General features: G+C 67.0%; 26 protein-coding genes. 19 read left to right on the forward strand and 7 right to left on the reverse strand.

What is annotated here, in order from left to right; translation table 11 throughout:
- Positions 1-224 precede the first annotated feature (224 nt).
- The 3 genes from Q0082_RS00480 to Q0082_RS00490 all read right to left on the reverse strand — a co-directional run bounded on the left by Q0082_RS00480 (position 225) and on the right by Q0082_RS00490 (position 2,570).
- Positions 225-563, reverse strand: a complete 339-nt coding sequence (locus Q0082_RS00480; protein WP_298188670.1) for a P-II family nitrogen regulator — start codon at positions 561-563, stop codon at positions 225-227.
- Between the two features lie 284 nt (positions 564-847).
- A complete protein-coding gene (gene map, locus Q0082_RS00485; protein ID WP_298188735.1) occupies positions 848-1,681 on the reverse strand; it encodes a type I methionyl aminopeptidase in 834 nt (277 codons plus the stop codon).
- 37 nt (positions 1,682-1,718) lie between these two features.
- Entirely contained in the window at positions 1,719-2,570 is an 852-nt protein-coding gene (locus Q0082_RS00490; RefSeq protein ID WP_298188672.1) for a DUF4163 domain-containing protein, read from the reverse strand.
- Between the two features lie 51 nt (positions 2,571-2,621).
- Here Q0082_RS00490 and Q0082_RS00495 point away from each other — a divergent pair, with 51 nt between their 5' ends.
- The 4 genes from Q0082_RS00495 (at position 2,622) to Q0082_RS00510 (ending at position 5,935) form a co-directional block, all read left to right on the forward strand.
- On the forward strand, positions 2,622-4,031 hold the full coding sequence (locus tag Q0082_RS00495) for a M17 family metallopeptidase (RefSeq protein ID WP_298188675.1): 1,410 nt from the start codon (positions 2,622-2,624) through the stop codon (positions 4,029-4,031).
- A 10-nt stretch (positions 4,032-4,041) separates the two neighbouring features.
- Positions 4,042-4,446: an SH3 domain-containing protein gene (locus Q0082_RS00500; RefSeq protein ID WP_298188676.1), complete on the forward strand. Its 405-nt coding sequence runs from the start codon at positions 4,042-4,044 to the stop codon at positions 4,444-4,446.
- Positions 4,443-5,366, forward strand: a complete 924-nt coding sequence (argC, locus tag Q0082_RS00505; protein WP_298188678.1) for an N-acetyl-gamma-glutamyl-phosphate reductase — start codon at positions 4,443-4,445, stop codon at positions 5,364-5,366. Before Q0082_RS00500 ends, argC begins: the two co-directional genes overlap by 4 nt.
- 74 nt (positions 5,367-5,440) lie before the next feature.
- Positions 5,441-5,935, forward strand: coding sequence for a DUF427 domain-containing protein (locus Q0082_RS00510; RefSeq protein WP_298188680.1), 495 nt, complete (start codon positions 5,441-5,443; stop codon positions 5,933-5,935).
- 3 nt (positions 5,936-5,938) lie between these two features.
- Here the strand turns inward: Q0082_RS00510 and Q0082_RS00515 are convergent, their stop codons facing one another.
- The 3 genes from Q0082_RS00515 to Q0082_RS00525 all read right to left on the reverse strand — a co-directional run bounded on the left by Q0082_RS00515 (position 5,939) and on the right by Q0082_RS00525 (position 10,335).
- Complete coding sequence (locus tag Q0082_RS00515; RefSeq protein ID WP_298188682.1) at positions 5,939-7,300, reverse strand: ectonucleotide pyrophosphatase/phosphodiesterase; 1,362 nt, start codon at positions 7,298-7,300, stop codon at positions 5,939-5,941.
- Complete coding sequence (locus tag Q0082_RS00520; RefSeq protein ID WP_298188684.1) at positions 7,300-9,630, reverse strand: TonB-dependent receptor; 2,331 nt, start codon at positions 9,628-9,630, stop codon at positions 7,300-7,302. The genes Q0082_RS00515 and Q0082_RS00520 overlap by 1 nt, the downstream gene beginning before the upstream one ends.
- A 387-nt stretch (positions 9,631-10,017) precedes the next feature.
- Positions 10,018-10,335 (reverse strand): 2Fe-2S iron-sulfur cluster-binding protein, encoded by a 318-nt coding sequence (locus tag Q0082_RS00525; protein ID WP_067912883.1) that lies wholly within the window; start codon positions 10,333-10,335, stop codon positions 10,018-10,020.
- A gap of 140 nt (positions 10,336-10,475) precedes the next feature.
- On the opposite strand from Q0082_RS00525, the gene Q0082_RS00530 reads away from it, so the two are divergent.
- From Q0082_RS00530 to Q0082_RS00540, 3 genes are read left to right on the forward strand one after another with little or no spacing between them, the layout of a single operon-like run.
- On the forward strand, positions 10,476-11,093 hold the full coding sequence (locus Q0082_RS00530; protein ID WP_298188688.1) for a DNA-3-methyladenine glycosylase 2 family protein: 618 nt from the start codon (positions 10,476-10,478) through the stop codon (positions 11,091-11,093).
- A gap of 36 nt (positions 11,094-11,129) precedes the next feature.
- Positions 11,130-11,933 carry an SDR family oxidoreductase gene (locus tag Q0082_RS00535; protein WP_298188690.1) on the forward strand — a complete coding sequence of 268 codons (804 nt, stop codon included), beginning with the start codon at positions 11,130-11,132 and terminating at the stop codon, positions 11,931-11,933.
- 7 nt (positions 11,934-11,940) lie between these two features.
- Entirely contained in the window at positions 11,941-13,254 is a 1,314-nt protein-coding gene (locus Q0082_RS00540) for an APC family permease (RefSeq protein WP_298188692.1), read from the forward strand.
- A 6-nt stretch (positions 13,255-13,260) separates the two neighbouring features.
- On the opposite strand, the gene Q0082_RS00545 is transcribed toward Q0082_RS00540, so the two are convergent.
- Positions 13,261-13,554 carry a 4a-hydroxytetrahydrobiopterin dehydratase gene (locus tag Q0082_RS00545; RefSeq protein ID WP_298188694.1) on the reverse strand — a complete coding sequence of 98 codons (294 nt, stop codon included), beginning with the start codon at positions 13,552-13,554 and terminating at the stop codon, positions 13,261-13,263.
- A gap of 48 nt (positions 13,555-13,602) precedes the next feature.
- On the opposite strand from Q0082_RS00545, the gene ccmA reads away from it, so the two are divergent.
- The 12 genes from ccmA to mraY all read left to right on the forward strand — a co-directional run bounded on the left by ccmA (position 13,603) and on the right by mraY (position 25,383).
- Positions 13,603-14,178, forward strand: a complete 576-nt coding sequence (gene ccmA, locus Q0082_RS00550; RefSeq protein ID WP_298188696.1) for a heme ABC exporter ATP-binding protein CcmA — start codon at positions 13,603-13,605, stop codon at positions 14,176-14,178.
- Positions 14,175-14,834 (forward strand): heme exporter protein CcmB, encoded by a 660-nt coding sequence (ccmB, locus tag Q0082_RS00555; protein ID WP_298188698.1) that lies wholly within the window; start codon positions 14,175-14,177, stop codon positions 14,832-14,834. Before ccmA ends, ccmB begins: the two co-directional genes overlap by 4 nt.
- A gap of 78 nt (positions 14,835-14,912) precedes the next feature.
- Positions 14,913-15,920 (forward strand): cysteine synthase A, encoded by a 1,008-nt coding sequence (locus Q0082_RS00560; protein ID WP_298188700.1) that lies wholly within the window; start codon positions 14,913-14,915, stop codon positions 15,918-15,920.
- A gap of 39 nt (positions 15,921-15,959) precedes the next feature.
- Positions 15,960-16,352 carry a hypothetical protein gene (locus Q0082_RS00565; RefSeq protein WP_298188702.1) on the forward strand — a complete coding sequence of 131 codons (393 nt, stop codon included), beginning with the start codon at positions 15,960-15,962 and terminating at the stop codon, positions 16,350-16,352.
- A 59-nt stretch (positions 16,353-16,411) separates the two neighbouring features.
- Positions 16,412-17,047, forward strand: a complete 636-nt coding sequence (locus tag Q0082_RS00570) for an ABC transporter (protein ID WP_298188704.1) — start codon at positions 16,412-16,414, stop codon at positions 17,045-17,047.
- 352 nt (positions 17,048-17,399) lie between these two features.
- Positions 17,400-17,900 carry a division/cell wall cluster transcriptional repressor MraZ gene (locus Q0082_RS00575; RefSeq protein WP_298188705.1) on the forward strand — a complete coding sequence of 167 codons (501 nt, stop codon included), beginning with the start codon at positions 17,400-17,402 and terminating at the stop codon, positions 17,898-17,900.
- Positions 17,897-18,847, forward strand: coding sequence for a 16S rRNA (cytosine(1402)-N(4))-methyltransferase RsmH (rsmH, locus tag Q0082_RS00580; protein ID WP_298188707.1), 951 nt, complete (start codon positions 17,897-17,899; stop codon positions 18,845-18,847). The genes Q0082_RS00575 and rsmH overlap by 4 nt, the downstream gene beginning before the upstream one ends.
- Positions 18,844-19,602, forward strand: a complete 759-nt coding sequence (locus Q0082_RS00585) for a hypothetical protein (RefSeq protein ID WP_298188709.1) — start codon at positions 18,844-18,846, stop codon at positions 19,600-19,602. Before rsmH ends, Q0082_RS00585 begins: the two co-directional genes overlap by 4 nt.
- The gene (locus Q0082_RS00590) at positions 19,599-21,344 is read left to right on the forward strand and encodes a penicillin-binding protein 2 (RefSeq protein ID WP_298188711.1); all 1,746 of its coding nucleotides are present in this window, start codon (positions 19,599-19,601) and stop codon (positions 21,342-21,344) included. Before Q0082_RS00585 ends, Q0082_RS00590 begins: the two co-directional genes overlap by 4 nt.
- Positions 21,341-22,810, forward strand: coding sequence for a UDP-N-acetylmuramoyl-L-alanyl-D-glutamate--2,6-diaminopimelate ligase (locus tag Q0082_RS00595; protein ID WP_298188714.1), 1,470 nt, complete (start codon positions 21,341-21,343; stop codon positions 22,808-22,810). The genes Q0082_RS00590 and Q0082_RS00595 overlap by 4 nt, the downstream gene beginning before the upstream one ends.
- A complete protein-coding gene (gene murF / locus Q0082_RS00600) occupies positions 22,807-24,318 on the forward strand; it encodes a UDP-N-acetylmuramoyl-tripeptide--D-alanyl-D-alanine ligase (RefSeq protein ID WP_298188716.1) in 1,512 nt (503 codons plus the stop codon). The genes Q0082_RS00595 and murF overlap by 4 nt, the downstream gene beginning before the upstream one ends.
- Positions 24,319-25,383 carry a phospho-N-acetylmuramoyl-pentapeptide-transferase gene (mraY, locus tag Q0082_RS00605; protein ID WP_298188718.1) on the forward strand — a complete coding sequence of 355 codons (1,065 nt, stop codon included), beginning with the start codon at positions 24,319-24,321 and terminating at the stop codon, positions 25,381-25,383. It abuts the gene before it with no gap.
- The last annotated feature ends 1 nt before the right edge of the window (position 25,384 follow it).

Below are 25,384 nucleotides of genomic sequence, written 5' to 3' on the forward strand. Positions count from 1 at the left end.
ACCATCGTGAGGTGCTGCCACTTGCCCTTGGGATCGGTGAAGCGCAGATCAACCCATTCGATTTCCTCGTCCTTGATGCGAGCGAGAATTTCCTTTGCAGTAGCCATCGCTGGTCCTTTAACTGGCCCCGGCCCATGCAGGGGCGCTCAGTGAACGAAACTGGGTTTCACAAGTCTGGAGACGCTGCCGGCCCGCAGCCGCCCCCGGTTGAAATTGATCGGATACTAAATCGCGTCGTTATCGCGCTCGCCCGTGCGGATGCGCAGGGCGCTTTCCACCGCGAAGACGAAGATCTTGCCATCGCCGATGCGGCCGGTCTGCGCGGCGGATGCGATCGCTTCGACCACCCGCTCGACCATCGCGTCGGTTACCACCACCTCGAGCTTCACCTTGGGCAGGAAGTCGACGACATATTCGGCGCCGCGATAGAGTTCGGTATGGCCCTTCTGCCGGCCGAAGCCTTTGGCTTCGGTGACGGTGATGCCAGAAACGCCGATTTCGTGCAGCGCTTCCTTCACCTCGTCCAGCTTGAAGGGCTTGATGATCGCTTCGACCTTTTTCACTCGATCAATCCCTGCAGGCAGACCGGTTCCCGGGCCAAGGCCCTTGTCCGGCGGTTGGTATTCGTACGGAGCCCGATACCGGAAATGCTATCCAAGAATCGTGCCACGCGGATCTAGCGCTTCACTAGGACAGGAATGGGCGGCGCGAAAGCAGGAAATCCGCCGCTCCGGCAAGAATGCAAGGCCCGCACGCGGCTGCGCATTGCGCAAGTTGCGCGTGAACGACCGATTGCTGCACAAGTTTTGCGCAAAGTCTGCCTGATTTTTAGGCAGGTAGCCTGATTTCAGCCCGCGTAGGGCGGGCGGTGCTGCCCGGCCGGGCTCAGGGTGAAGATCTCGCAGCCCGTCTCGGTCACGCCGATCGAATGCTCGAACTGCGCAGAGAGCGAGCGGTCGCGCGTTACCGCCGTCCAGCCATCATCGAGGAGCTTCACCCCTGCCTTGCCGAGGTTGATCATCGGCTCGATCGTGAAGAACATGCCGGGCTTCAGCTCCGGCCCAGTGCCCTTGTGCGCGGCGTGGATCACCTCGGGCGCATCGTGAAACAGGCGCCCCAAGCCGTGCCCGCAGAATTCGCGGACCACGCCGTAGCGGTGGCGTTCGGCATGGGCCTGGATCGCCGCGCCGATATCGCCGAGCCGCGCGCCGGGCTTCACCTGCTCAATGCCGATCATCAGGCATTCGTAGGTCACGTCCACGAGCCGCTTCGCTTTGAGCGCCACATCGCCGACAAGGTACATGCGGCTGGAATCGCCGTGCCAGCCATCGAGCAGCGGGGTGACGTCGATATTGACGATATCGCCTTCGCGCAGGATGCGGGCTTCGGACGGTATGCCGTGGCACACCACATGGTTGATCGAGACGCAGCACGAATGGGTATAGCCGCGGTAGCCGAGCGTGGCAGGCACCGCGCCGCCATCGAGCGTCATCTGCCGCACGACATCATCGATTGCGGCGGTGGAGACGCCGGGCTGGACCATCGGCACCAGCGCATCAAGGATTTCGGCGGCAAGGCGCCCGGCCTTGCGCATGCCTTCAAAGCCTGCAGGGCCATGCAGCTTGATCGTGCCGTCGCGCGGCATCACATCGGTTTCATCAGCGATTACATAGTCGGTCATCCCGCCCATGTAGCGTGTCTTGTCCCGAATTGCGAGATCACTGGGCCATAAAGGCGGCCTTGTATTCGGGTTTGGCGGCAGCAATCACCGCAGCAGTCACGGGCAGGGTCACTTCATAGCTGCCTTCCGCGTAGGGACCGGCATTGTAGGGGGCAACGAGGAAACCGATACGATCGAAACCCTTGCGACCTTTCGATCCGAGGATCACGGTCTGCTCGGTCGGATCGATGCACGTGTTGAACTCGTCTTCAGGATCGCCAAGCTGCGCGCCTTCGCGCTTCTTCGCGCGCTGGCGCTGCAGTTCGGCGCAGAACGCCTTCAGCACCGCCGCTTTCAGCGCCGCCTTCGAGGTGAAAAGGTCGGCTGCGGCGCGCTTCTGGTTCGGTGTCTTGTCCCACAGGAACGCGTCGAAGCCGTAATTGGGGTGCGCGCCGCCGGTGTAGCTGCCGACCAGCGTCGACAGGCTGAGCCAGCCAGGCAGGTCGGTCACCACCTGCCAGTTGCTCGTGGCGGTATAGGCGTTGAAGGGATAACCGCCCGCCATGGCAGCCTCACGCCCCTCCTTGGCATCGGCGACGAGCGCGGCCTTGGTGCGGCCGAGATCGGCCTCCAGCCAGTCGCGCAGATCAGGAATGGCAGCGGCTTCGATCGGATAGCTGTAATCGAACTCGTAGAGGTCGGTCTTCTCGGAGACCTTGCGTGCGGCGGCGGTCTGGCTGGGCGGCACGGGTGCTGGCACTGGTACGGCGGTGCTTGCCGAAGGCGCGATGGTCGGAGGTGTATCCGTGGAGCTTGTCTGCTGGCAGGCAGCGAGGGTCAGCAAGGGGACCAGCATGGGCGCGAGCAGCAGGATCGCGGTCTTGGCCTTAGGGGCAGGCAGGCGGTTCATGCAGTTTCCTCTCGCACTCGCCGCGAAGCTGCGGCAAGGATCACGGCCACGATGAACCAGCTTGATGCACTGATCCAGCCCGATCGCGGCCAGAAGGCCATACCGCTCCATTTGACCGACAAGGCGAGCCTGCCAGGCTGGCTGGCGGCCCTGACTGCCGCACAGCGTGCGGTGCTCGCCGGGCAAGGCTTCGAAGGCGGTGCGGGGGAAACCGCGATCGTGCCGGATGCGGCCGGGGCGGGCGAGGGCTGGTTCGCGATTGGCGGCGTTGCCGATCCGGCGAAGCTTTCAAGCTGGTGCCTTGCGCCGCTGGCCGACCGGCTCCCCGCCGGGACATACCGACTTGCCAATCCCGGCGCGGAAGGGCCTGCGCTGATCGGCTGGCGGCTCGCGCAGTACCGCTTTGACCGTTATCGCAGCGAGCCCTCGGACAAAGGCGCGCGCCTTCTGCTGACAGGAGCCCTCGGCGCCATGAACGCGGCGCTGGCCGAGGCCGATGCGGTCATCCGCGTGCGCGATCTCGTCAATACGCCGGCGGAGGACATGGGGCCGGCGCAGCTCGAAGCGGAAGCCCGCGCGCTGGCCAAGGCGCACCATGCCACGATCCATGTCGTCTCCGGCGATGCGCTGGAGCGCGATTATCCGATGGTCCACGCGGTGGGCCGCGCAGCGGCACGCAGCCATGCGCCCCGGCTGATCGAGATCGAATGGGGCGATCCGGCGCACCCGCGCCTCGCCATTGTGGGCAAGGGCGTGTGCTTCGATTCCGGCGGGCTCGACATGAAGCCAAGCTCCGCCATGGCGCTCATGAAGAAGGACATGGGCGGCGCCGCCCACGCCTTGGCATTGGCGGGCCTTGTCATGGGGGCAGACCTGCCGGTGCGGCTTCACGTGCTGGTCCCGGCGGTGGAGAATGCGGTTTCGGGCAATGCCTTCCGCCCCGGCGATGTGCTGCGCTCGCGCGCCGGGCTATCGGTCGAGATCACCAATACCGATGCCGAAGGCCGCCTCGTGCTTGGCGATGCGCTGGTCCGCGCCTGCGAAACGAAGCCCGAACTGCTGATCGACTTCGCGACGCTGACGGGCGCGGCGCGCGTGGCGCTCGGGCCCGATCTTCCCGCAATGTTTGCGCGGACGGACGAAACAGCGAACGGCCTGCTCTCTGCCGGTCTCGAGCGCGATGACCCGTGCTGGCGACTGCCGCTCCACGACGGCTACCGCGAGATGCTGAAATCGGATGTGGCGGACCTGCAGAACAGCCCCTCGGGCGGGTTCGCCGGGGCGACCGTGGCGGCGCTGTTCCTCGACCGGTTTGTGGCCGAAGGGGTGGACTGGGCACACTTCGACACCTTCGCCTGGCGCCCTGCCGCCAAGCCCGGCCGGCCCAAGGGCGGCGAGGCGCTGGGCCTGCGCGCAGCCTGGGGCCTCATCCTGTCGCGCTTTGCCCGAACCGCCGCGTGAGCCACACGCCTTGAACCCTGAGCCCGATGCCTCTAAGCGCCCGGCTTTCGCCTTTGCCGGAAAGCCTGACGTGACCGATCTGATCGAGACGAGCCTGAAGACGTCGCATGCGCTGACGGGGCCTGCGCCCAAGTTCGTTGCAGAGGCGCATACCCGCGCGGTGCGCGGCGATCTGGCGCATGTGCGCTATGCCGGGCAGGTCTTCGTCTCGCACTATGCCGTGCCGATGCCCCGCACGGTGGGCGCGGCCGGGGCGACCCTGCGCAACGCAGGCCGCGAGGATGCCGACGCGCTCGGCACGCTGGCGGCGGGCGAGACCTTCAACCTGCTCGATGCGGTGGGCGGCTGGGGCTGGGGACAGCAGGGCGAGGATGGCCTCGTCGGCTATCTCCCGCTGACGGCGCTGGAGCCATGACCGTTCAGGTCTTCATCGACGGCGCGGCGGGCACCACCGGCCTCGAGATCGCAGACCGGCTCGCGGGCAGAAGCGAATTCAGCCTGATCGCGCTGAACGATGCCGAGCGCAAGGATGCCGGCGCGCGCGCCGCGGCGCTGAACGCGGCCGATGTCGCGATCCTGTGCCTGCCCGATGATGCCGCGCGCGAGGCAGTCTCGCTCATCACCAATGACAAGACCCGCGTGATCGACGCCTCGACCGCGCACCGCGTGGCGCCGGGCTGGACTTATGGTTTTCCGGAGATCGTCGGCCGCGAGGCGGTGGCGCAGGCCAAGCGGGTCTCGAACCCCGGCTGCTATCCCACCGGCTTTCTCGGCCTCCTCGTGCCGCTGCTGCGCGCCGGGCTGCTGCCGGCGGACTGGCCTTACACGGTGAACGCGGTCTCCGGCTATTCGGGCGGTGGCAAGGCGCTGATCGCGCGCTTCGAGGACGATCCGGATATCGCCTTCCGCGCCTATGGTCTCGGCCTTGGCCACAAACACGTGGCGGAGATGCAAGGCCACGCTGGCCTGATCCACGCCCCGATCTTCGCGCCCGCCGTAATCCCTGCCCATCGTGGCATGGTCGTCGAAGTGCCCGTGCCGCTCGCCGCAATGCCCGGTGCTGCAGCGCCCGATGCGCTGCGCGAGGCGCTTGCAGCATTCTATGAAGGCAGCCCGCTGGTCCGCGTGCTGGACGGGGTGCCCGATGAACTGCTGCTGCGCCGCTCTGATGCGCCGCGTGACGGGCTCGACCTCTATGTCTTCGGCAGCAAGGACGGCACGCAGGCGCGCCTCGTCGCGCTGCTCGACAACCTCGGCAAGGGCGCCAGCGGCGCGGCGGTGCAAAGCCTCAACCTGATGAGCGGTCTGCCTGAAACCGCAGGCCTGCGCCTCTAAGGCCGTATTGCCATAGCCGCCCAATTCCCCCTTCCTGCCGATCCAAATCTGGTTGGTGATGGGAAGACTTGCTGATGTGGCCTGAACCCGATCCCGTCCTGCCCGGGCAGGAAAGCGTGTGGGACTATCCCCGCCCCGCCGTGGCGCGGCTCTGCACCGCGCATGTGGTGATCGAACATGGCGGCCGGATCATTGCCGATACCTGCCGCTCGGTGCAGACGCTCGAGACCAGCCATCCGCCAAGCTACTACATCCATCCCGACGACATCGCGCCGGGGGTGCTGCGGCGCGCTGCCGGTTCCTCGATGTGCGAATGGAAAGGCGCGGCGGTCTATTGGGATGTGGTGGTGGAGGGCGTGGTCCTGCCGCAGGTCGGCTGGAGTTATCCGAGCCCAACCCGCGGCTTCCTCGCGCTCAAGGATCATGTCGCCTTTTATGCCGCGCCGTTTGCCCGGTGCAGCGTGGACGGCGAGACGGTGATTCCCCAGCCGGGCGCATTCTATGGCGGATGGATCACGAGCACGGTGGCCGGGCCCTTCAAGGGCGGACCCGGCAGCCGGGGCTGGTAGGCGCTACTTCGCCAGATCGATCGCCGGCTTCTCCGCATCCGGCAGCACGCCGCCCATCAGCCTTGCCAGTGTCGGCGCAATCGCGCGCATGTCGATTTCGCCAAGCTTGCGCGCCTTCGGGATGCCCTTGCCCATGATCATGAAGGTCGAGCGCATCTCGGGCGTGGCCGGGAAGTAGCCGTGCATGCCCTTGACCGGCGAGGGGAAGGCCAGTGGCAGATTGCCGTTCACGAATGGTCCGGCAACTGCGCCCAGCTTGAGGTTCACGTAGAAGCTCGCCTCGGGATTGCCGCCCAGCGCCTTGGTCTGCGCAGCATCGATCACCTGATCGATCTTCGCAGCAGGGTCCGCGGCCAGCTTGTCCAGCACCGCCTTCACCTTGGCCTTGAGCGCGGCATCATTCGGCCGGGCAAGGCGGATCGCGAAGGACCCGCCCGAGCCCCACGGCGTTGCATCCGCGCTGGCGATCTTGCCGTCCGGGCCGAGCGTGACGAGGCCCGCATCGATGAACGGGCGGTAGAGGTTGATCACGGTATCGACTGGCGCGAAGCCGTGGTCGCTGACAAGCGCGATCACCCCATCGGGATGTGCCTGCATTTCAGCAGCGACAAGATCACCGACGAGACCATCGAGCGTTTCCAGCACCGCATGCGACTGGGCCGAGCCGGGGCCGGTTTCGTGCTGCGTGTGATCGAGCGCGGCGAGGTACATCGTCATGAAGCCCGGCTTGTGCTTCGCGATCATCTCGGTCCCGAAGCGCGCGCGGTTGACGTCGGCCGGAAGGTCTTCCGCCTTGCCATCGGCATAGGGCACGCGCGCGGACTGTTCGAGTTCGCCCATAAGGCCGGGCGTGGAAACCGCATCGACCAGGTGGCGATCATCCGGGTGGCCGGTGCGCCAGATCTGCGCGAGGTTCCACGTCACGTTCTTCGCCGCGACGGAGACGGGCCAGTGAACATTGCCGGTGGTGAGGCCGGCATCATGTGCCGCATCCCACAGCGTGCGGGCCTTGTCGTCCTGCGCATACCAGAACCAGCCGCCCTGGTTGATCTGCGTGGGATCGTAGGTGGTGTTGTTGACGATGCCGTGCCGGGCAGGCGCCACGCCGGTGATCAGCGTTGTGTGGCTGGGGTAGGTGACGGTCGGCAGCACACCGACCACGCCGGTCGCATAGGTCCCCTCGGCAAGGAACCGCCGCAGGTTGGGCACCTTGAGACCGCGCGCCTCGGCATCCTGCACATCGGCGGGCCGGAGCCCGTCGATGGAGATCAGAAGGACGGGAGCAGCGCGCGCTTCCCCTGCCAGAGCGGCGGAAGCCAGCGCAAGGGCGAGGGCCGGAAGAGCCCGGGGAAGCGCGCGGCGCATCAGAAGCCCACCTTCACGGTCGCGAAGACCTGACGCGGAGCGCCGGCAAGCAGCGTCTGGTTGTCGCCGCTGTTGCCGAAGCCGTTCGAGCCGATCGTGGCGACATAGCGCTTGTCGAACAGGTTGGTCGCGTTGAGCTGAAGCTCCACCGGCTTGCGCATGCCCAGATCGAACCGGTAGCCGAGCGTCGCATCGACGAGCGCGCGGCCGGGGACCGACTGGTCGTTGGTGTAGGTGAAGTAACGCTTCGACATGTAATCAACCCCGACCCGGCCGTAGAGCGGCCCCTGATCGTACGAAATCTCGCCATGCACAAGGTGCTTGGGGCTGTCGGTCACCGTCTTGCCCGCGGTCGGGATCGTGGTGACCACGTCGTTGCCTTGCGCGTCCTTCGTGCGGATGACGACGTCGTTGCGGTAGGTGTTGTCGTTGTAGCTGTAGGAGGCCAGCACCGAGAGGCCGTGGCCGAGACGCAGTTCACCGCTCGCCTCGATACCCGCCGAGCGCACGCCGCCGACGTTCTGCAGCGCGTTGGCTGCGCCGACGATGCCCACCGAAGTCGGGATCGCCAGCAGGCGGTTGCGGAAGTTCACGATGTAGCCCGCAAGCACGCCGTGGAAGATGCCGCTGTTATAGCGCAGACCCGCTTCATAGGTGTCCGACTGTTCGGGCTTGAGGAAGGGCTTGATTGCGTCAAACCCGGCCTGGCTCGAGGAGAACGGACCTGCCGTGGTGGCCGAGGCGAAGGCACGCGTCACCTGGGTGAAGCCGGCGAAAGCCTCGATCTCGGGGGTGAAGCGATAGGTCACGCCCGCGTGCGGCTGGAACCAGTCCTTGGTCGAAAGATCACCCTGAGTGCGCCCGCCCGCGACGATTGGCCGGGCGTGGTTGTCCACCTTGAAGCCCTTCCAGCCGAGGCTGATCGTGGCATCGCCCAGCTTGATCTGGTCCTCGACGTAGTACTGGAATGTCTTGGTGTTGAAATCGATGTCCCACTGCGTGAAGAACGGATCGTGCTGGAACTTCAGGTGGTCGCGGCCCGGATTGGTCCGGCTGGCATAAGCATAGAAGCGCCGCGCCTGATTGAAGTCGTTGTTCTCGTACCACGCGCCGATGGTGAGGTTGTTCATGCCGAGATCGGCATTGAGGCTGCCGAACACGCCCTTGCGGTTGATGTCGTATTCGGTGGTGCGCAGCGCCATCGGCACGCCGGTCGGGCTGTTCACGTAAGGTGTGCCCCAGGTGCCCTGGCCCGAGTTCTTGTGGAGGTAGGTCTTGAGCTTGAGCGTCAGCGCCGAAGCGAGCGGCGCGGTGAGGCCGACCGCGGCGAGCGTGTCGCGGCGCAGGCCCGATGCGTCATAGTAGGCATCGTCGATGGACTTGATCGGCGCGGGATAGACCGTGCCTGCCGCGGGATTGAGCGGAGTGGTGCCGCTATCGCCGCGGTTGGCGGCAATGTCGGCCACCTGAACGGCCAGCGCATACTTGCCCGGACCGAAGTTGTCCCAATCATAGCCGAGGCGCTTGATCATATCGAGCGAGAGGTCCTGATAGTCCTGCTCGGCACGGTCGGAGTAGCTGAAGTAGCCGTCGAGCGTCACGCTGCCGAGCGGCACGATGCCCTTGGCATTGACGTTGAGCTGGCGCTGCTTGCCGTCACCCTTCCACTTGTCGGTGGTGGCGTAGGCGACCGAGGCGAAGGCGCGCGCGCCGCTTTCGCTGCCGATCCCGCCGCGCAGGAAGCCGCGCCAGGTGTTGTTCGAGCCATACGTGCCGCTGGCATCGAGGCCGAGCGCGCTCCGGGGATCAATCGAATAGAAGTTCAGCGTGCCGCCGAGGTTGTTGGTCGACTGCGTGTCGATCGCGCCCGAACCCTGGCTGACCACGGTCGAACCGATGTTTTCCGCGGTGATTGCGCGGCTGATGTGGAGGCCGTTGTAGTTGCCATACGACATGTCGCCGAGCGGGATGCCGTCGAGATTGAAGCCCAGCTGGTTCTGGTTGAAGCCGCGCAGCGTGATGCGGGTCGACCATTCATAGGTGCCGAAGGCGTCGGCCGACTGGAAGTTCACCGAAGGCAGCTTGGCGATCGCACGAAGCGGGCTGGTGCCGGCGGCCTGGATCGCGAGATCGGCGCCCGAAAGCTCCTGGACCTGGCGGGTCTTGCCGGTGCCGTAGACGACGATGGCGTTGGCATCGCTGTCGTCAGCCGGCGCGGCGGCATCGCTGGCGGCCGCGGCGGGAGCGTCCTGCGGTTCGGGCGCGGCGAAGGCGGGGCTGGTGGCGGCGGCGAACGCCGTCGTGGCGAGCAGTGCAGTGAGTAGGCGCATAATTATCTCCCTCATGTGCCTGTGAAGTGCTGCGGCGGCTAAGGGGGATGTGTGACAGTTTTATGTATATATTTGTGAACGTTAAGGCATTTTGTGGTGTGACTTTGCGGCAACGCGGCATAAAGTCCACATCGGTTTTTCATTCGTAAAGTGGCTGCGGTGAAGTGATGGCTTCGCGCGGCGGAGCGTCTCGGCTACCCGGCGAGTTCAGGAAGCGTTCAGCCGCGCAGGACCGCGATCTGGCCAGGCTAAGGGTGATTTGCAGGGCCTCCGCGGGCAGCCTCCTATTGCCGCGAATCGCACACAGCAAAACGCCCCGTCCGCGTGGCCGCGGCGGGGCGTTTCAATGTGCTGAAACGGGGGGCTTCAGGCCCCCCGCGCATCTGCTCAGTCTTCCGGCGCGATCGTGACCTTGAGGCCATCGAGATCGGCGGTGAGCTGCACCTGGCACGAGAGGCGCGAGGTGTCGTTCCGGTGGTCCGAGCTTTCGAGCAGGTCGTTCTCGTCTTCGCTCATCTTCGGCAGCTTGTCGGTGAAAGCGGGGTCGACATAGATGTGGCAGGTCGCGCACGAGCAGCAGCCGCCGCACAGCGCGAGGAGTTCGTCGAAGCCGTTGTCGCGGATCGCTTCCATCACCGAAAGGCCGGCAGCGGCCTCGACAGTGGATTCTTCACCCGAGCGGTTCACCACGACAAGCTTCGGCATCGTTTCTGTCTCCTGTTGAACGCGCACCGGCAGGGGTGGACGCGCGCTCTGGCCCCGTTTGACCGGCGCTGCTATCGCGCAGGGGGCGCTTTGGCAAGGTGCTGCGCCGCATCATGGCCTCAAAAGGAAAGCTGAGACGTATGGGCCTCACCGCCAGCCAGATTGCCGAGGGCCTCGCCCATGTCGGCGCAAGGAGCCCGCAGATCGCCGAAGCGGTCGCGCGCGTCGGCCATCCCGAGCCCCGTATCCGCCCGCGCGGCTATGCCACGCTCCTGCGCACGATCGTCGGGCAGCAGGTCAGCGTGGCCGCCGCTGCCTCGGTCTGGACCAAGCTGGAGGCGCTGCTCGGCGATGACATGCCGCCGCATGATCTGCTAGCCGCCGATTTCGATGCGCTGCGCGCCTGCGGCCTCTCGCGCCAGAAGCAGGGCTATGCGCGCAGCCTGTGCGAGCTCGTCATCACCGGCGAACTCGATCTCACCGCGCTGCCCGAAGATGACGAAGCCGCGATTGCCCAGCTGACCCGCATCAAGGGCATCGGCCGCTGGTCGGCGGAAATCTACCTGCTGTTTGCCGAAGGCCGGCCCGATATCTGGCCGGCGGGTGATCTTGCGGTGCAGGCGGGCATGGCCAAGCTTCTCGGTCTGGCCGAGCGTCCCGACGAGAAACAGGCCCGCGCCATGGCAGAAGACTGGCGGCCGCACCGCGGCGCCGCAGCCATCTTCACCTGGCATTGCTATAACAATCCGGCGCTGTAGTCTGACGCCCGACGACAACAACCAGAGGCGTTTGGTGTGGGCCAGAAGACGATCTTCATCACCGGGGGCGCTTCGGGCATCGGGCGCGCGGTGGCCGAGCGCTTTGGCCGGGCGGGCTGGTTCGTCGGCATCGCCGATATCAACGAAGAGGGAATGGCCGGCACCGCGGCGCTGATCCCGGCCGGCTTTTCCTCGCAGCACAAGCTCGACGTGCGCGACCGCGCGGCGTGGGACATGGCGCTGGCGGATTGTGCCGCGGCTGCGGGCGGCAAGATCGACGTCGTGTTCAACAATGCCGGCATTCCCCTGGGCGGACGGATCATCGATTGCAGCCCCGAGGAAGTGGAGCGCACGCTCGACATCAACCTCAAGGGCGTGATCTTCGGCGCGCAGGCCGCCTGGCCGTACCTCAAGGCGGCCGGCCCCGGCTCGTGCCTGCTCAACACCGCAAGCGCGGCGGGGATCTACGGCGTGCCGGGCGGCTCGATCTATTCGGCCACCAAGTTCGGTGTGCGCGGGATCACGGAATCGCTTGATGGCGAGTGGAAGGAAGACGGTATCCGCGTGCGCGATCTGATGCCGAGCTTCATTGAGACACCGCTGCTTGATCACGCGCCCAACCGTGCCTCGAACGAGGACATTCGGGGGCGCGTCACCTCTGCCGGGCTTGAGATAACGGCGGTGAGCGATGTTGCCGAGGCGGCGTGGGCCGCGGTCCATGGCGAGAAGCTCCACACGCTGGTGGGCAAGACCGCCCGGAAGATCGGCTTCGCCGCGCGCTGGATGCCGGGGGCGCTGCGCAAACAGGTGGGCGCTCTGGGCAACCCCATGGGGGGCTGAGCGGGCCTTGTCCGCAACCAGTCCCACGTCGCCCGCGCCGTCCGGCCAGCTTGTCCGGGGTTTCGGCCTGTGGGGCCTTGCCGCGCTGATTCTCAACGGCATCATCGGCGCGGGTGTGTTCGCGCTGCCGGGATCGGTGGCGCAATTTGCCGGATCATGGGCGCCGCTGGTGATCCTCGGGGTGGGGCTCGCGTTCCTGCCGGTCGTTCTCGTGTTTGCCTGGCTCGCCGGCCTGTTCGACGAAACCGGCGGCCCGATCATCTATGTGCGTGAGGCGTTCGGTACGGCGGCGGGTTTCCAGACCGGCTGGGTGCAGTGTCTTGCGACCACGGCGGCCTCCGCCGCCAACGCCAATGTGCTGGCAGACTATGTGCTGCGCTTCATGCCGGCGACGCAGAGCACCGCATTGGCGCACGGCGCGGTGGTGCTCGCCGCAATCGCCCTCGCGTTCACGGTCAATCTGCTCGAAATCCGCAACAGCGATCGCTGGACCAAGCTGATCACGGTGGCGAAACTGACACCGCTGGTGCTGCTGGTGGCGCTCGCGCTCCCCGCGCTGGCGGGCGGCCCGGCGCTGCTCCCGGCGGGAGAGTGGTCACTCGCGCAGGCCATTCTGCTTTCGGTCTATGCCTTCACCGGCTTTGAAGGCGCGCTCTGCCTCGGCGGTGAGGCGCGCAATCCGAAAGCCGATTTTCCGCGCGCGCTCATGGGCGTGTTCCTGTTCACCGTGGCGCTCTATTCGGCGCTCGCCTGGGGCTATGTCGCCACCGCCTTTGCGCCCGGCGCGGCGGACAAGGCTTCGCTGCTCACGATGGGAACAATGCTCGCCGGTGCGATCGGCGCGGCGGCGATCATCGGCGCGGCGTCGTTCTCGATCCTCGGCAACGTGATCACCACGCCGATGAACACCTCGCGCCGCCTGCTGGCGCTGGAGCAGATCGGGATGCTGCCGCGCTGGTTCGGGGTAATCCATGCCGGTTCGGGCATTCCGCGCAATGCCGTGGTGTTCACCTATGCGGTCGTCGCGCTGCTGGCGATGAGCGGCGGCTTTGCCGCGCTGGCGGTGCTCTCGGTCGCGGCGCGGCTGGTGGTCTATCTCGCCTGCGCGGCGGCGCTGCCTATGGTCCACCGCCGGCGCGGGTTGCCGCTGACTGCGGGCAAGCTCGCGGTGGTGGCCGGCGCGCTCACCATCTGCGCGCTGCTGATCGCGCAGAGCGATCTCAAGGCATGGCTCGGTCTTGGTCTCGCCGTGCTGATCGGTTTTGCGATCAAATGGATTGCTGCGCCGAAGATAACGCCGGGTGGGGCTGCCGCAGGGTAAGGGCGATCAGCCCCCGAATCCGTCGATTGCCCCCGCCAGCGCCACGTCGCGCTGGCTGAGGCCGCCTGCATCGTGCGTCGTCAGCGTGATTTCCACGCGGTTGTAGACGTTGAACCACTCCGGATGGTGATCGGCCTTCTCGGCAAGGATCGCCACGCGGCTCATGAAGCCGAAAGCCTCGGCAAAATCGGCAAAGCGGAAGGTGCGTGTGATCGCGAGGCCATCTTCGCGCAGGGACCACGCAGGAAGGGCGGCGAGGGCGGCGGTGCGTTCGGCTTCAGTTAGCTGGGCAATGGCCACAATCGGTCTCCTTGGCAGTGGGGCGTCTTTCCCCTATCGGCAGGGACGATGCAACCGTGCCGTCTCGCTGCCTATGATCTTGCCTGCCGGCGCGGTGACCGGCTGCTGTTCAAGGGCATTGGCTTCGAGCTGACCGGCGGAGAGGCGCTGCACCTTGCCGGGCCCAACGGTATCGGCAAGTCCAGCCTCATGCGCATTCTGGCCGGGCTGCTGCGCGCCTACAACGGTCATGTCGAGCATGAGGGCGCGCTGGCGCTTTCGGACGAACGGCCCGCGCTCGATCCGCATCAGCCGCTGGGCGAGGCACTCGCGTTCTGGCGGAAAGTCGATCGCGCCGGGGAAGCGCGCGCCGATTTCGGTCTTGAAGACCTGCTCGATGTGCCGGTGCGCTATCTCTCCACCGGCCAGCGCAAGCGCGCCGCACTGGCGCGGCTGGCGGCGAGCGGCGCCCGGATCTGGCTGCTGGACGAACCCTTGAACGGGCTCGACACGCATTGGGGCGCAAGCGCGCAGGCCGCGATCGAGGCGCATCGCGCGCTCGGCGGCATCGCCGTGATCGCCTCGCACCAGCCGCTGCAATTGCGCAAGCTGCGCACGCTTTCGCTGCTTGAGCACCTGCCGTGAAGGCGCTGTGGACGATCTTCCGGCGCGATCTCACGCTGCTGCTGCTCGGCGCGCCGGGGCGGGGCGGGGCGCTCCTGCCGCTGCTGTTCTTCCTCGCGGTCGCCATGCTCTATCCCTTTGCGGTGGGGCCAGACGCGAAGCTTCTTGCGCGGACCGGTGCAGGGGTGATCTGGGTCGCTGCCTTGCTCGCAGCGATCCTCCCGCTCGACCGGCTGGTAGAGCCCGATCTCGAAGCGGGGTTCTTTGACCAGTGGGCGCTGCGCGGGATTGCCGAGGAAGGCGTGCTGCTGCTGCGCATTCTGGCGCATTGGTTGAGCTTTGGCGTGCCGCTCATGCTGGCAGCCCCGCTTTCCGCCGGCCTGCTCAATCTCGATGGTGGGCAGCTCTGGACGGTCGAGGTGGGGCTCCTGCTCGGCACGCCGGGGCTGGCGGCTATCGGCGTGACCATTGCGGCGCTCACCGCCGGCCTGCGCGCGGGTGCGGCGCTGGGCGGATTGCTGGCGATCCCGCTCGCGGTGCCGCTCCTGATCTTCGGTGCAGGCTCGCTCCAACCGGGCGGAGAGGGCGGCCTCCTGCTGCTCGCCGCCTCGAGCCTTGCTGCGCTGGCTATTGCGCCGTTTGCTGCGGCAGGGGCGATCCGCGCAGGGCGCGAATAGCGCGCCCACACTCTCCCTTGCCGCCACCCAAGCGCAATTGCATTGCGGCCAGCGCAGCGGCGCATTACTTCGGCGCTTATGACCCAGACCGTCCCGCCGCCCGCCATCGTGCCTGATACGCTTTCGCTCATCGGCAACACGCCGCTCGTCCTGCTCAAGGGGCCGAGCGAAGCGGCGGGCTGCGAGATCTACGGCAAGTGCGAGTTTGCCAATCCCGGCGCTTCGGTGAAGGACCGCGCCGCGCTGTGGATCGTGCGCGATGCGGAGGCGCGCGGCGCGCTTCAGCCGGGCGGCACTATCGTGGAAGGCACTGCGGGCAACACCGGCATCGGCCTCGCGCTCGTCGCCAATGCGCTTGGCTACAAGTCCGTCATCGTGATGCCCGAGACGCAGTCGCGCGAGAAGATGGACACGCTGCGCGCGTTAAGGGCCGAACTCGTGCTGGTCCCCGCCGCGCCGTTTTCCAATCCGGGCCACTTCGTCCACACCTCGCGCCGCATTGCCGAGGAAACCGAGGGTGCGGTCTGGGCCAACCAGTTCGATAATATCGCCAACCGCCGCGCGCATATCGAAAGCACCGCGCCGGAAATCTGGGCGCAGATGGAAGGCCGCGTCGATGCCTTTATCTGCGCAGCGGGTACGGGCGGCACGATCGCGGGCGTGGGTTTCGGCCTCAAGGCCTTTGATGAAAACGTGACCATCGGCCTCGCCGATCCGCACGGCGCCGCGCTCTACAATTACTATGCCCACGGCGAACTCAAGGCCGAAGGCTCATCGGTCGCCGAAGGGATCGGGCAGGGGCGGATCACCGCCAATCTCGAAGGTGCGCCAATCGACACACAGTTCCGCATTTCGGACGAGGAAGGCCTCGAATGGGTGCGGCGCCTGCTGGCAGAGGAAGGGCTGTGCCTCGGCCTCTCGAGCGGGATCAACGTGGCGGGCGCAGTGGCGCTCGGCAAGCAGCTCGGGCCAGGCAAGCGGGTCGCCACGATCCTGTGCGACACCGGCTTCCGCTATCTTTCTTCGCTCTACAATCCCGAATGGCTGCGCGCGAAGGGCTTGCCGGTCTTCCCTTGGCTCGGGTGATCTTCCCCTTGGCCGCATAAGCGGGTAATATCATAGCCGATGGCACTCTTCGGCCTCATTCCTGATCGCAGCCCGGCGGCAGAACCGGTGCCGAACGCTGGCGAAACCGCGGCGGAAACCGCGCGCCTTGCCGCGCTGCAGCCTGCGCATCCCGGTCCGCGCGAACTGCGCGCGCAGGCCGTGCACCGGCTCCAGATCGGGCTGTTCGGCCTTGCCGGGATGCTCCTCATCGTCAGCCTTGCCAACGTGATCATGGACCGCGCCAAGCAGGTCGAGCGCACCACCAGCGGCGCTCCTGCCGTTGCCGCCAGCCCCAGTGCGAGCCCCAGCACCGCGAACGATCCGCTGGTCGACATGGGCGTTGCGCCCGAACTGCCAGTGGCGGACGGCGCCAAGCCCGCCCGGCAGACGCCGCGTCCCGCCGGCAACTGAGCCCCATTCGCAAGGTTCTGATCTTCGCGGTCGCTGCGCTGGCGGCGTGCAGCAAGCCGTTGCCAAGGCCCGAGCCTCCGCTCGGGCTGTTCACCAGCCTGCCGATCCTGTGGAGCGAAGCGGATGGCGTTGCGGGGCAGCTTGCCGCGCCGGCACCGCCGCATTGGGCACGCGCGGTGTTCGAGGAAGGCCGCCGCCCTGTTCCGCTCGATACGCTGCTCGCGCCGGAAGCGCTCGGCGATCTGGTCATGGCACAGCCGCGTCCGCTCGAGCCGGCGGAAAACGTCGCGCTCGATAACTGGGTGCGCGGCGGCGGGCACCTGCTGCTGTTCGCCGATCCCCTGCTGACAGCAGAGAGCCGCTTCCCGCTCGGCGATCCCCGGCGTCCGGCTGATACCGTGCTGCTCGGCCCGATCTTGGCGCATTGGGGTCTTGCGCTGCGCGAAAAGGGGGAGAGCGGGGAAATCGCGGGAATGCTGTTTCCCGTCCGCTCCCCCGGTGAACTCTCGGTGCTTCCCGGCGCGGCGCAGGATTGCCGGGTCGAGCAGGCTGGGCTCATCGCGCAGTGCCGGATTGGCAGGGGTTTCGCGCTGATCGTGGCCGATGCCGCTTTGCTGGAGCCCGCAGACGGCCCGGCAGCCGCACGCGCCGCGCGCGCCTTGCGCTTGCTGATGCGGCGGGCCTTCGCACGCTGAGCCGCGGTGCGCGGGAACGCGCGGGAAATGACTACGGGAAATCACGGGAATGCCGATTCTGAGCGCAGGCAGCGTGTAGCTCCACCCTGCAGAATGGCGGAATTGCGCGGCTTCGCCGTGCGCGCCAGCAAACAGGCGAAATGCTCTGGGATTGCCCCAAGCAAAGATTCATCCACTGGAATCAACGTTTGGACGCAATTTCCCGCATTTTCCCCTTTTCGCCCAGGACCTCCCGCGTTAAGACAATATCCCATCAGGACGGACTCCATGACGCATCCGCGGGGGATGAGTCGGCCATGCGGGTGTGCGTGGCCGGGTTGGGAGGCTTTCGTCCGAAGCGGGGAAGCGGCACGTGGCTGGGGCGCAGTCGCAGTATTGGGGGCAGGGCTTTTCGCCGCGCGGCGAGAAGAACCGCTTTGTCCTCCCCGCAGACTTCCGTCAGACCGTCAGGGACGCCTCGAAAGGCAACCGCATCCTCTGCCTCGACAAGCATGCCAAGCACCCCTGCCTCGTCGGCTTTGGCGAATCCCGTGCCGACAGCTTCGCCGAAATGCTTGCGCATGAGGAACGGGTCGCGATCGAGCGGGGCGAACCTTTCGATATCGACTTGCGCGCCGCGCAGATCGCCGGTTTTGCCCGCATCAGCTTCGATGATTCCGGCCGCTTCGTCCTGCCTGAGTATCTCGGTGAGCAGGCGCGGGTCGGCGACGAGCTCTATTTCCACGGCGGCATGCACCAGATCATGATCTGGGCGCCCGAAGTGCTGTTCGCGATGGGTCCCGAGTGGGACTCGGTCAAATCGGCATGCCGCGCCAGAATGGCCGAGTTTTCGGCCAGGGCAGCCCGCAAATGACGGGCGAACCCCACATCCCCGTGCTCCTCGATGAGGTTGTCGCCGCGCTGCACCCCGAGCCCGGTTCCCTTGTCGTCGACGCCACCTTCGGTGCAGGCGGATACACCCGCCGCCTGCTCGGTGCCGGCGCTACCGTCCACGCCTTCGATCGCGACCCCGATGCGATTCTGGCAGGGCGGGCCTGGGGGGAAGTTTCGGAGAACCCGCCCCGCCTCATCCTCCATCCGCGCCGCTTTTCCGAGCTCGCAGAGGGCCTTGCCGAAGCGGGCGTGGCCTCGGTTCAGGGCGTCGTCTTCGATATCGGCGTCAGCTCGATGCAGCTCGATCAGGCCGCACGCGGGTTCGCCTTCTCGAGCGATGGCCCGCTCGACATGCGCATGTCGCAGGCTGGCGAAAGCGCGGCGGACTTCCTCAACGGCGCCTCCGAAGAGGCGATTGCCGATGTGCTGTATCACTACGGCGAGGAGCGCCAGTCCCGCCGCATTGCTCGCGCCGTGGTTGCCGCCCGTCCGCTGACGACCACCGGCGAGTTCGCTCATGTCGTGCGCAAGGCGCTGGGCTACCGTCCCGGCGCGCCAAAGGACCCCGCAACGCGCAGCTTCCAGGCGGTACGCATTCACGTGAACGGCGAGCTTGACGAGCTGACCGCAGGCCTCGCCGCGGCGGAACGCGTGCTCGCCCCTGGCGGGCGCCTTGCCGTCGTCAGCTTCCACAGCCTTGAAGACCGGATCGTCAAACAGTTCCTGCGCGAAGGCGCGGGAGCCCTGCCGGCCGGGTCGCGCCACCTGCCCATGCGCGGCCCGGTCGGCCAACCGGTGTTCGAGAAGCCCTCGGCCGCAATCCGCCCGAGCGCGGACGAGCAGGCGCGCAACCCCCGCGCGCGCTCTGCCACCTTGCGCTGGGCCGTGCGCACTGCCGCGCCTGCACGGGGAGCCCTGGCTGCATGATGGTGAGCGCCAACCGCTTCCGCTCGATCGGCTGGATCGCGCTGCTGCTCGTCTGCGCGGCGGGGGTCATGGTGCTCGCCTTTCGCGTCAACGCGCTGCGCAGCCAGGTTCACCGGACCGAGCAGCAGATCATCGCGCTGCGCAAGGAGAAGCTGTACCTCGAGACCGAGGTCGAGACCCGCGCCAACCAGCAGCAGCTCAAGCTGTGGAACGACGTCGAGTTCGGCTATGTCGCGCCGACGGCGGGGCAGTATCTCGCGAACGAGCGCCAGCTGGCCGCCTTCGCCAAGCCCGATGGACCGGATGCCCCCGCGCCGATCCGCGTGGCGAGCGCGGACGATGCGGTGGCGGCTGAGGCGGCATTCCCCTCGGTGCTTTCGGACCTTGCCGGAGCAGCCGATATTGCCGCGCCGGTGGCGGCTTCGGACGAGGGCGAGAAGGCTGCGGCAAGGCCTGCCGATGCGGCGGAACGCGCCAGTGCCACGGCCAATCTCGGCGCGCGCCTCGCGATGGTCACGCCGCTCAAGAAGGACGGCAAGGACAAACCCGGCAAGCACAAGGCTGGCAAGTCCGACAAGGCCAGGGACGGCGACCGCAAGGCCGGGCTCGCCAAATCCGCCAAGGCTGATGCCGCGCGTCCCGGCAAGGGCGCGAAGCTGGCTGCAGGCAAGGCCGAAGCCAGGCCTGGCAAGTCCGCGAAGAGCACCAAGCCCGCACCCAAGGCGGCAAAAGGCGGGAGCAAGACCGCCCCGTGAATTCGCTGACCGCCTCCGCCGCCATCGCCACCGGCCGGGTCCAGCTTGCCAACGTGCGGCAGAACGCGCTCGTCACAGCGCGCCTGCGCGCGCTGTGGATCATGCTGCTGTTCGTGTTCCTCGCGCTCACCGCCTGCGTGCGCATTGCCCAGCTTGGCCTGTTCGAGCAGACGCCCGAGCGCACCTCGCTCGCCGAGGCGCTGCTGCCTTCGCGCGGGGAGATCACCGATCGCAACGGCGTGGCGCTGGCGCGCGCCTTTGCGTCCTATTCGCTGTGGTACAATCCCAAGGCGCTGGGCGAGGGCGGTGCACCGCTAGTCAAGACGCCCGAGGAAGTCGCCCGCGCGCTCGTCGGCATCTTCCCCGATGCCGACTATGCCGATCTCGTCACGCGGCTGAAGGCGGGCAAGCCCTGCTACCTGCGCCGCCGCGTGCTGCCGGAAGACGCCAACAAGGTCTTCGCGCTGGGCGAGCCCGCGCTCGAATTCCCGCGTGAGGAGCAGCGCTTCTACCCGCAGGGCTCGCTCGCCGCGCATGTGCTTGGCTATGTTGATGAGGCAGGCAAGGGCCATGTCGGCATGGAACAGGTGCTGGAGCCGCGCCTGCTCGATCCCGCATATCGCGGGACGCCGACCGCCCTGTCGATCGATGCCCGCGCGCAGGGTGCGCTCGAGGATGAACTCGGCCGGGGCATGATGGAGACGATGGCCAAGGGTGCGGCCGGGGTGATCCTCGATGCCGATAGCGGCGAAGTGATCGCGCTGGCCTCGCTGCCCTCGTTCAATCCGAACCGTTCGGACCTTGCCTACAACGACTTGGTGTTCAACCGCGTTTCGAACCAGGTCTACGAACTCGGCTCAACATTCAAGCCGATTACCATTGCCTCGGCGATCGATGCCGGCGTGATCACCGATCTGGCCGTGCGCTATCCCGCCCACCCGCTCCAGGTCGGCAAGTTCACGATCCACGACAGCCACAACTTCGGCGCCTCGCTCAACGTGCCCGAGGCACTGATCCATTCTTCCAACGTCGTTACCGCGCAAGTGGCAGACAAGCTCGGGCCGGTTGCGCTCAAGCGCACGATGGAGCAGCTCGGCATGAACGAGCGCCCGACCATTGAGCTTCCCGCGCGCGGCTTTCCGCTCTGGCCGCATGGCGGCGGCGAAGGCGGCAAGGGCGATTGGGCGCGTCTGACGACGATGACGGTCAGCTATGGTCACGGCATTGCGGTCACCCCGTTGCACCTCGCCTCGGCCTATGCCGCGCTCGTCAACGGTGGGCTCTGGCGCCCGGCAACGCTCTACAAGGTCGATCCTGCGCACCTGCCGCCCGGACGCCGCGTGTTCCAGGCCTCGACAAGCGCGCGCCTGCGCCAGCTCTTGCGCATGATCGTGGCCGATGGCACCGGCCGCAAGGCCGATGCGCCGGGCTTCCGCGTCGGCGGAAAGACCGGTTCGGCCGAAAAGCCAGGTAGCGGGGGATATCGCAAGACCTCGCTGATTGCGACCTTCGCGGCGGCTTTCCCCATGGACAAGCCGCGCTATGTGGTGATCGTGATGCTCGACGAACCCCAGGCCACCCAGCAAACCAGCGGCCAGCGCACCGCCGCGTGGAATGCCGCGCCGATCGTCGGCCGGCTGGTGCCGCGCATCGGCCCGATGCTCGGCGTGGTGCCCGATGCGCACCATGATGTGGACATTTCCGACCTCAGTCCGCTGGTCGGCTCCGGAGACGGCGAATGAACCTTGCGGCCCTTGCCGCTGCGGCGGGTATCGCGCTGCCTGAAACCAGCGCTTCGCTTGCCGGTGCGAACTTGACCGGGTTTGCCATCGATCACCGTAAAGTCGCTCCCGGCACCGTGTTCGGCGCGTTCGTGGGCGCGCGCTTCAATGGCGAGGACTTCATTGCCGACGCGGTGAAGGCCGGTGCCGTCGCCGTCGTCGCGCGGCCCGAGGCGAGGGTCGAAGGTGCGGTCCATATCGCCGATGCTGCGCCGCGCCGGGCCTTCGCGCGCCTTGCCGCGCCGTTCTTCGCGCCGGTGCCTGAAACACTTGTCGCCGTGACGGGCACCAACGGCAAGACTTCGACGGTCGAGATGACGCGCCAGCTCTGGCGCATGGCGGGCTTCCGCGCCGCCTCGATCGGCACGCTGGGCGTCACCACGGCCGACGAGAGCGTCTCCACCGGGCTTACCACACCCGACATCGTCACGTTCCTCGCCAACCTTGCCGGCCTTGCTCGCGAAGGGGTGAGCCATGTCGCCTACGAGGCTTCGAGCCACGGCCTCGACCAGTTCCGCAACGAAGGCCCTCGGGTCGCAGCCGGCGCCTTCACCAACCTCAGCCGCGATCACCTCGATTACCATGGCACGATGGATGCCTATTTCGAGGCCAAGATGCGGCTGTTTGGCGATGTCGTGGCGGAAGACGGCGCGGCGGTGGTCTGGGCGGACGATACATGGTCCCCTCAGGCCGTCGCCGCCGCCAAGTCACGCGGACTGAGGCTCATCACCGTGGGCGAGGGGGGCGAGACGCTGAAGCTCCTCTCGCGCACGCCGACCCTGCTGGGCCAGACGCTCGAGCTTGCTTTCGAGGGCACCACCCGCAAGCTCGATCTGCCGCTGATCGGCGCCTATCAGGCCGCCAACGCGCTGGTTGCGGCAGGTCTCGTCATCGCGACGGGTGGCGATCCGGCGGCAACGCTGACCGCGCTCTCGCGCATCCAGCCCGTACGCGGGCGGCTCGAGCGCGCAGCGATCACACGGCATGGCGCGCCGGTCTATGTCGACTACGCGCATACCGCCGACGCGATCACCGCCGCAATTGCCGCGCTGCGCCCGCATGTCGCGCCGCAGGGCAAGCTGATCACCGTGTTCGGAGCAGGCGGGGACCGCGACGAGGGCAAGCGCCCCGAGATGGGCCGCGCCGCTTGCGCAGAGTCCGAACTGGTGATTGTCACCGATGACAACCCGCGCGGTGAGGATCCCGCATCGATCCGCGCCGCCGTGATGGGCGGATGCAACGACCGTGCGCGCGAAGTGCCCGGGCGCCGCGAAGCCATCGCCGTCGCCATCGCCGAGGCGGGTGCGGGCGATATCGTCCTCGTGGCGGGCAAGGGTCACGAGCAAGGCCAGATCGTGGGACGCGGCGAGGCCATGCGCGTTCTTCCCTTCGATGACGTGCAAGTGGCGCGGGAGAGCAGCCAATGAATGCGATGAGTGCCCTCCTTGAATGGCCGGCCGAGGCGAGCGATGGCATCCGCCTCGCGCTGTGGACCGCGGAAGAAATCGCGGCGGCAACCGGGGGCACCGCCTCGGGCACCTTCGAGGTCTCAGGCTGCGCGACCGACAGCCGCGAGGTTCAGCCCGGCGACCTGTTCATCGCGCTCAAGGGCGCGGAAAGCGACGGCCACCGCTTCCTTGAAGGCGCTTTTGCGCGCGGGGCCGCGGCGGCACTGGTCGAACACCCCGTACCGTTCCCGCATGTGCTGGTCGAAAGCACCACGCAGGCGCTCGTCGATCTCGGCCATGCCGCCCGCGCACGGGTTGATGCGGTGGTGATCGGGGTGACGGGCTCGGCCGGCAAGACGGGCGTGAAGGAAGCGTTGTTCGCCGCGCTCGACCGCGGCAGCCGGGGCCGCGCACACCGCTCGGTCAAGAGCTACAACAATCATGTCGGTGTGCCGCTCAGCCTCGCGCGCATGCCGGCGCGCAGCCGCTTCGGCGTGTTCGAGATGGGGATGAACCATGCGGGCGAGCTTGCCGCGCTGACCCGGCTGGTGCGCCCGCATGTCGCCATCGTCACCACCATCGCGCCCGCGCACATCGGTCATTTCTCGGGCGAGGAAGCGATCGCAGAGGCCAAGGCGGAAATCTTCGAAGGGCTGGAAGCAGGCGGCACCGCGATCATCCCGGCGGACAACCCGCACTTTGCGCTGCTGCGCGAAGCCGCCGCGCGCCACGCGGGTGATGTCGTCAGCTTCGGCCGCAGCGCTCATGCCGATGCGCGGCTGCTGGATGCCGTGACCGCGCCGGGTGGCGGCACGCTTGTCACCGCGGCGTTCTCCGGCCCGCTTGGTCCGCGCAAGCTGTGCTACACGATTGCCCAGCCGGGCGCGCACTGGGTCGACAATTCGCTGGCCGTCATGGCTGCCGTGGCGGCTGCCGGCGGCGATCTCGGCGCGGCGGGTCTTGCGCTGTCCGAAATGGAAGGGTTAGCCGGTCGCGGCGCGCGCCATGTCATCCCAGCGCCGGGCGGTGATGGTTCAGGCAAGGCGCTGCTGATCGACGAAAGCTATAACGCCAACCCCGCCTCGATGCGCGCGACGATTGCCTCGCTCGGCCAGGTGCCAGCGCGGCGGCGGATCGCGGTGCTCGGCGCAATGAAGGAACTGGGCGAGACTTCGGATCGCTACCACGCCGAACTCGCCGAACAGCTGATCGCAGCGGGTGTCGAGCGGATCATTCTGGTCGGCCCCGAAATGGCCGTGCTGGCCAAGGCGCTGGGGAAAAGCGCAGGCCCCGCGCTTGCCGCACGAATCGAACTCGACCATGCCGGAAACGCTGCAGAAGCCGCGGAATGCCTCGCGGCCGATGCACCGCAAGGTGGCGACGCCATTCTGGTGAAAGGGTCGAATTCGGTCGGGCTGGGCACCCTGGTGCGCGCCCTGACTGCAGGGACCAAAACGGGCGGGGCCAAGACGGCCGGGGAAAACTGAATGCTCTACGTTCTGGCGCAATGGCTGCATTTCGAGGGCATCGCCAACCTGATCCGCTACCAGTCGTTCCGTTCTGGCGCCGCGCTGATGACGGCGCTGATCATCGGCCTGATCATCGGTCCGCGCTTCATCAACATGCTGCGCCTGCGCCAAGGCAAGGGGCAGCCGATCCGCGCCGACGGGCCGCAATCGCACCTTGCCAAGCGCGGCACACCCACGATGGGCGGGCTGATGATCGTGATCAGCCTCGCGATCTCGCTGCTGCTGTGGATGGACCTCACCAGCAAGTTCGTCTGGGCCTGCCTGATCGTGACGCTGGGCTTCGGCTTGATCGGCTTCCTCGATGATTACGCGAAGGTCACCAAGTATGCCCACGCCGGGCTTTCCGCGCGCATTCGGCTCCTCGCCGAATTCGCCGTCGCGGGCACCGCGCTCGCGCTGGTGGTGACAGACACCAACCTCTATCTGCCCGTCTTCAGCAATCTCTATGTGCCGATGGGTCCCGCCTACTACCTGTTTGCCGCCTTCGTCATTGTCGGCGCAGGCAATGCGGTGAACCTGACGGACGGGCTTGATGGGCTGGCGACCATGCCGGTGATCATCGCCGCGGGCACCTTCGCCATCATCGCCTACCTCGCCGGCCGCGTCGATTATGCGCACTACCTCGGCATTCAGCATGTGCCGCGCGCGGGCGAGCTGGCGATCTTTTGCGGCGCAGTGATGGGCGCAGGCCTCGCGTTCCTGTGGTTCAACGCGCCGCCTGCGGCCGTGTTCATGGGCGATACCGGCAGCCTCGCGCTGGGCGGAACGCTCGGCGTGATCGCGGTTTCGATCCACCATGAGATCGTGCTCGGTATCGTTGGCGGCTTGTTTGTGATGGAGGCGGTCTCGGTCATCGTGCAGGTCTTCGTCTACAAGCGCACCGGCAAGCGCGTGTTTCGCATGGCGCCGATCCACCACCATTTCGAGCAGTTGGGCTGGAAGGAATCGACGGTCGTCATCCGCTTCTGGATCGTCTCGATCGTGCTCGCGCTGATCGGCCTCGCCACGCTCAAGGTGCGATAAG

The organism is Novosphingobium sp. (genome assembly GCF_027489515.1).
GTDB lineage: Bacteria > Pseudomonadota > Alphaproteobacteria > Sphingomonadales > Sphingomonadaceae > Novosphingobium.